We start from the raw sequence: 6,483 nt of genomic DNA on the forward strand, positions 1-6,483 counted from the left end.
ACTACGTTTTTGTTCAGCCGAACTACTATGAGTACTCAAGGGTCGATGAAAACGGGAACCCCAACTTGCCCTACACTTACAAGAAGCTCGTCGAGAAAATCCGCTGGGTTTATGAAGAACTCCCAAGGAAAATCAAAGAGCAAAACCCCAACTCCAATACCACAGTCTCAATAGAAATGGAAGCCGACAGGAGTATCCTTTATGAGTACATCTCCAAAACCCATAGGGAGGAAAATTTCAGAGAATCTTTAATAGAGAAATGTGGTCCAAGATTTACAAGGGAATGTTTGCTCAGGTATACTTATGAAGCAAAGGAAATAGCCTTTCAGTATATAACAGGGCAGAAAGACGTGCTTGGTAAAAAATACGAAGATTTGGCCTACTACTTCAGTGTAGACCTGGGAGTCATTGACGAAATGGAAGGTTTTTCAAGAAGGTTTGGTGATAGGTATGTATAAAAGACTTTCATTTCTTTTCTTTGTGATATTTCTCCTATTTTCGACTTTTTTCACTACAGGAGTTTCTGCGGATTGTTCCCCATATAAATTGTATTCCGTTGACTCAGTTTTCAAGCTAGATGGCTGGCTTTTAATAAGGGTTTCTCACTGGAGTTATACATGTGAGATGATAGCCGGAGAATGGATGCCAGTGCTAATTGATATTCCGGATAGGTATTACCTTTTCACTGATGGTAACAAAACAATTCTACTTGGAAGCACTGTCGGATTTGTAAATGGGGCACTCTACGTTTTGACCTTCACCAGCGCTCGCGTTCCTTATCAAAATGTAACCATTGCAATCGAAGGGAAACCTCATAACTTCACGCTACTCAAGAACGTGACAGTGAAGACACTCTATCAGTTCAACGGGCTATGCTTTGAAAACGTTTCAATGTGTAGAATCGTCTCGTATTCTAATGGAACAAGGATAAACACCTGCAACGGATTTCTTTGGAACGCTTCTTCTCTTAACCTTTCCAACGTTTCCCTCACCGGTGTTCCAGTGAAAGTTGAGAGAGGCAGGCTCCATTTTACGCTGGGCAAGAACTACACCATCACGTCTCCCGAGGGGATCAACACTTCAGATTTGAAACTTAGGGCATTCACAGCGAAAATGGGAGTTGTTCTCATTAACACAGGCGTCATTAAAGTGCCCGCTGGGACGACTCTCGAAGAGATCCCCATCTTATTCGTGATTAAAGATGAAAAAGCCCAACAGGTTAAAATTTTGAAGCTGGAGGAGTCCATCTGCAAAAGTATGAACATAAATACAATTGAATCACCTTATAAAAATGTTACTGCATCGTCAAACAACAAAATCAAAGGCATCTGCGGGCCGGGGTTTGTGGTGTTAATGACCCTGGGCGTTTTACTCCTGAACAAGCGCAGGTGGTGAAGAATGTCAAGACTGGTGAGCTGTCTTTTTATCTTTCTCCTTCTCATCCCTATGGTCTCGGCAGTTTACTCTGTTAAAGCGCCCGGCGGCCTTTATGAAGTTCAGTATTCCGTTCTCTCAAACGGAACCGGGGCATTAATTCACCTCTCGATCCTTCAGTGGGGAATTGACTGTGGAATGACCGACTGCTGGCCGGCCGTCTTTTACGGTCATGAATACCTCCTTTACTTCAACGGCTCCCATCTCTACCTCCTGAATTTCACACCCGTGCTGAGAACACCCTACGTGGAATATAAAGGGGCGAGCTTTCTAAATGGGAGCTGGTACATTGAGGTTAAGTATTTCAATGATGAAATTGATAAGTTTTACCGTCTTGACATCAAGCATCTCTGTATTGAGCCTGCTAACGTTAGTTGGCTCTGGCTTCCAAAGGGGAACGTCAGCGACTCCATATACGGCTGGAAGATTGAGTTGCAGTCGCTGGGTCCCGGTGAGTGGGGCCCCGCGAACGTTAGCGACATCTGGATTGCTCTGAGTAGAAATGTGAGCAGGTGGTCCCCCGGCCCGGTAACACTGGTGAACTCGAGCGTTTTCCCTGTCTATTTCACTCTTAAAAAAGACAATAACACGAGGAAGGTTACCATAATCTACGTCAACACAACCAACAACTCCAGAGGATTAATAGAGGGCTTCTGGTTTCCTAAGAGTGTTAAAATCGTAAATGTAACTGCCTGCAAGTTAACCGCTCCTCAAGAGAATACCACTTTGAACGAAACCAAGACTCAAACGTCTGCACAGAGAAACATCACGTGTTCTCACGTGAACACCGTTGAAAGAATGAACAAAACATCCCTCTCGCCTCCAACTTTCAGCAAAAAGAACATCTGCGGGCCCGGACTGATGGTGATTATTGTGGTGGGCACAGTACTTATTGTTAAGAAGAGACGAGCTCAGTTAAGAGGTTAACGTTAAAAGCCCTCTCCTCTCCCTATTCTCGGTGGAGAGAAAATGCCCGTGAAGTGCAAGTTCTGCGATAAACCAGCCTTCATCAAGCTCCACTACCCAAAAATGTACCTCTGCGAGGAGCACTTTAAGGAATACTTCGAAAGGAAGGTCAGGCGGACGATAGAGCGATACAAGATGCTGAAGCCGAAGGAGAGGGTCTTAGTCGTCGTCTCAGGAGGAAAGGACTCGGCTGTAACAGCCTACATCCTCAAAAAACTCGGCTACAACATCGAGTGCCTCCACATAAACCTCGGTATAGGTGAATACAGCGAGAAGGGCGAGCGCTATGCAAAGAAGCAGTGCGAGAAGATAGGCGCTCCGCTCCACGTCGTCCGCGTGAAGGAGCTTTTGGGCTATGGCATAGGCGAGGTAAAAACCAGAAGGCCCACCTGCTCCTACTGCGGCTTAACAAAGCGCTACATCTTTAACAAGTTCGCCTACGACAACGGCTTCGATGTAGTCGCCACCGGTCACAACCTCGACGACGAGGCGAGCTTCATCTTCAACAACATAATGAACTGGAACACACAGTATCTCGCCAAACAGGGGCCTGTAACCCCAGCGGGCTTCAACGGGAAGCTGGTGAAGAAAATAAAGCCCCTCTACGAGGTCACAGAGAGGGAGGTCGTTGCCTACGCCCTAGCTACGGGCATAGAGTACGAGATAGACGAGTGCCCGCACGCGAGGGGTGCAACAACGCTCGAGTGGAAGGGGATACTGAATCAGATGGAAGAGAAGAGGCCGGGCACAAAAATCAACTTCGTCAAGGGCTATCTAAGGAAGAAGTATCTCTTCGAGGCGGAGCTCCAAGAATCGGAGCTGAAAAAGTGCAGAGTTTGCGGCATGCCAGCGAGCGGTGAGATCTGCTCCTTCTGCAGGTTCTGGGGGCTTGAGGAGCCCATTGACTTCAGGATAAAGCCCCAGGGTTGAACTTCTGCACTCCGCTAGCGCAACTTATTTAAATTTTCCATGCCAATTACTTGGTAAGGGGTGCCACACAATGGGACTTATGGAAGCTGCCCTGATCAAAATATGGGAGGAGATAAAACCAGGAGAAACCGTCATCTTCGAGCGAACAGGAGAGGGCGATGTAACGCTCGGGCTCTACCGCACCTTAACCTGGGCCCAAGAAATGGGATTCCAAGTTGCAATCATCGATGTTCTCGACACCTATGCAACGCTCGCCACAAAGGCCCTCCTCTCGGGTTTTGAGGGGGAGCTTTTCCAAGGAGTAAATGTAATCAAAATCGGGGGCATAAAACAGGTCGGGAGAGTCGTCTCCCACATAACCGAGATCTCAGAGCCCACAATACTAACAAAGAAGTTTAAAGAAGCTTACGAACCAATACTTGAGAACGCAGAGAGCACAACTCTTGCAATAGCAGTCGGCCTTGAGAAGCTCTTCTTGGTGTCCGACATGAGCCCCCGTGGAATCCAGATTATAGTGAACCACCTATCGGAATACGTCGGAAGACCCGAAAGGCTGGGCATCTACATAATAAAACGCGACATCCTATCGGGGACAAAGGAGTTCGCACTAAAGCTCCTTGAGGACATAGCGACAACAGTCATCAGGACGGAGAAAAAGGGGCGCATGACCGAGTTCCACATCGTCAAGTCCCTGAATAAGGAGCTGGAGGGAGTCCTGGTAAGGGTGTGAAAAAATCAAAGCTCCTTAAAGCGGAGCCTGAAGCGTAGCTCCTCCTCTAGCGGGAACAGCAAAGTATAGCTGACCCCCTGCTGGATGAAGTCCCAGCCGGCCTCACTCTGGCTGAGGGTTTTGATTGGATACTTCCAGACCCTCGCCTTTCTGTCGAGCTCTATCCTCGCTTTGCCCATCCCGTAGGGGTCGTTGATCTCAAAGCTCTCGGCCTCAAATTCCTCCGGATTTTCCATGACGCTGTGTACAGCCAAGTTGAGTTCAACCCCGAAGAGGGCCTTTGCTTCACTCCTCACGGCGTAGTCAGCGGTAAAGCCATCCTCGGTTATCCTGACGGACTTTTCAACGCGCGCCGGTTTTTTGGCTACTGTTCCGTCGCGCTCAAGGATCAGACCGTTCTCGAAGAGGCTGAAGTCGTAGGGGCCGTTTATGAAATCGCCGAGCTCCGTATAGCGGCTCAGCCTGTAGTCGTCAAGGGTAGTTTCTGTCCCGATGAAATGCTCCTGAAGGATTGCCCTGAGATAATTGTCGTAGGCTAACTCGCGCCTTATCTCGTCGGGGATCTTCTTTCCAAGCTCGTGTATGCTGGCAACACCGTCTTTGCTCTCCTCCTCGGGAGTTGCCGCCTCGGGAACCTCGTGGTAGTGCTCCCACCTCCTCGCGAGCACGTCATTGTAGTTGACGGCCTTTTTCTTTGAGCTGAACTCGAAGAGCGCTCCACCATAGGCCGGCTTGAAGACCGCGTAGAAGGCCTCGTTCTCAAGGAAGACCTCCTTTCTGCCGTCGAAGTCTATGTCCCTGACGAAGCTTCCAGTAGAAACGAAGGTGTTAGCCCTTATTATATTCTCCCAAACAGCCCTCCTCAGATGGGGGAGGTAAACGCCGCCGAAGACGCCGTGCCAGTAGGCGTCGTTGCACTGAGCCTTGAATATGAACTTCCTCGCCTCTGACTTGTCCATAACGAGTGTGCTCACCATGAGCATTCTCTTGTGCATGTAGTTGCTCTCCGGGTACTTGAAGAAGAAGTTCTTCCAGATGCCGCCGCGAACAAAGACGCGGTACCTCTCAAACTTGTTCTCCCGTTTGAGCTCCTCAACGAACTCGACGAAAAGCTTGGCCTGCCTCGCCGGCAGAGACCACTCACTCATCTCGAAGTAGGAAGCTATCGGGAGGTAGATGAGGCCCCTTGGCCTAAAACGGGAGAGATACTCGGAGTACAGCATCAGATTGATCCTCTCGTCGGAGGAGATCTTATCGAAGAACTCCCTCAGCCAGCCCTTCTTGTAGACCCACTCGTGGGTTCCAGGCCAGACGCCGAACTTCTCGCCGTCGTCGTGGAAAACAGCGACCTTGCTCTCATCACCGTCGTCAAGGCCGTGGAGGTACTCTACCGTCTTCTCGACCGGGCGGAAGGGGATGAGATAGCGGAGCTTCTCGTCTATCGGGAAGACGGTAATAACCTTCCCCCCATCCTCAGTGTAGTAAGGCCAGAAGAGCTCCTCCTTAGATAAGCCGGCGCTCATGAAGTGGTAGTCATCAACTATAACGTACTCTATCCCAGCCTCGCGGAGGGTCTTCACCAGCTCCGGCTGCCAGACGCGCTCGGTGAGCCAGACACCCTTGGCGTCATAGCCGAGCCCCCTCGCGAACTCCTTGAGGAGCCTGATCTGCTCTATCCTGTCCTCCTTTGGGATAGCAGCCAAAACAGGTTCGTAGAAGCCCGCAACAACAATCTCCAGCTGACCCTTCTTAACGAGCGAACGGAGAAGATCAAGGTGTTCGGGCTTATTCCCGGCTATCCACTCAAGGAGGGGGCCTGAGTAATGCACCGCGACCTTCATGTTTGGATAATTCTCAAGGACCTCCATGAAAGGCCTGTATGACCTCTCGTAGGCGCTCTCCATAACCCACCCGAAGTTCCCCAGTGGCTGGTGGTTATGTATCCCGAAGATGAAGTTCACCATTGCCAACCACCCACAGATGTTATCACTAACGGTGATATCGAAGAAAAGGCATATAAACCTTTTTCCTATAATAGTCACTATAGATGGTTGATATACACCGTTGGGGACTCAAGCCCGGAGGTGGAGAAAGTGAGGAAAGCGGCTGTGGTTGCAATTATAGCCGTACTTGTGTTCAGTTTAGTGCCCTTTTCTAAGTTCGCAAGTGCAATGTACGGCACCAAGATCATAGATGGCCAACTAACGGACTGGACGGCCTCGGACCTAATAGCAACGGGCAGGGACAACGGCCTCGCCGGGGCAAACCTTGGAAAGCTCTACGTCGCCTGGGACGACAAGTATTTGTACATAGCGATAGAGACGAACAACACTGCGAGCTGGGATGTTGCCTACGGAGTAGGCATAGACGTCAATCCAGGAAGCGGGAAAGGATATACCGGGGGAAGCAATCCATCGGACTCG

At 49.7% G+C, this 6,483-nt stretch carries 6 protein-coding genes and 1 pseudogene; 6 read left to right on the top strand and 1 reads right to left on the bottom strand.

Annotated elements, in window-relative coordinates:
- The 5 genes and pseudogenes from MVD07_RS06100 to MVD07_RS06120 all read left to right on the top strand — a co-directional run.
- A pseudogene (locus MVD07_RS06100) lies at positions 1-458 on the top strand (DUF4855 domain-containing protein); the annotation flags it as partial.
- Entirely contained in the window at positions 442-1,395 is a 954-nt protein-coding gene (locus tag MVD07_RS06105; RefSeq protein WP_297499699.1) for a hypothetical protein, read from the top strand. The pseudogene MVD07_RS06100 and the gene MVD07_RS06105, both read left to right, overlap by 17 nt.
- Before the next feature lie 3 nt (positions 1,396-1,398).
- Positions 1,399-2,361, top strand: coding sequence for a hypothetical protein (locus tag MVD07_RS06110; protein ID WP_297499701.1), 963 nt, complete (start codon positions 1,399-1,401; stop codon positions 2,359-2,361).
- Positions 2,362-2,409: 48 nt separating this feature from the next.
- A complete protein-coding gene (locus MVD07_RS06115; RefSeq protein WP_366078472.1) occupies positions 2,410-3,330 on the top strand; it encodes a TIGR00269 family protein in 921 nt (306 codons plus the stop codon).
- A gap of 70 nt (positions 3,331-3,400) precedes the next feature.
- A complete protein-coding gene (locus MVD07_RS06120; protein WP_297499705.1) occupies positions 3,401-4,060 on the top strand; it encodes a DUF257 family protein in 660 nt (219 codons plus the stop codon).
- A gap of 5 nt (positions 4,061-4,065) precedes the next feature.
- On the opposite strand, the gene MVD07_RS06125 is transcribed toward MVD07_RS06120, so the two are convergent.
- On the bottom strand, positions 4,066-6,030 hold the full coding sequence (locus tag MVD07_RS06125; protein WP_297499707.1) for an alpha-amylase/4-alpha-glucanotransferase domain-containing protein: 1,965 nt from the start codon (positions 6,028-6,030) through the stop codon (positions 4,066-4,068).
- Between the two features lie 201 nt (positions 6,031-6,231).
- Between MVD07_RS06125 and MVD07_RS06130 the strand changes: the two genes are divergently transcribed.
- Positions 6,232-6,483 (top strand): hypothetical protein (locus MVD07_RS06130; RefSeq protein WP_297499709.1); only part of this gene is annotated, 252 nt, incomplete at its 3' end.

It is taken from the genome of Thermococcus sp., assembly GCF_027008145.1.
GTDB lineage: Archaea > Methanobacteriota_B > Thermococci > Thermococcales > Thermococcaceae > Thermococcus.

Excerpts from the sequence above, each read along its gene's own strand:
- MVD07_RS06110 (WP_297499701.1), top strand. The coding sequence starts at position 1,399 with ATGTCAAGACTGGTGAGCTGTCTTTTTATCTTTCTCCTTCTCATCCCT.
- MVD07_RS06120 (WP_297499705.1), top strand. The coding sequence starts at position 3,401 with ATGGGACTTATGGAAGCTGCCCTGATCAAAATATGGGAGGAGATAAAA.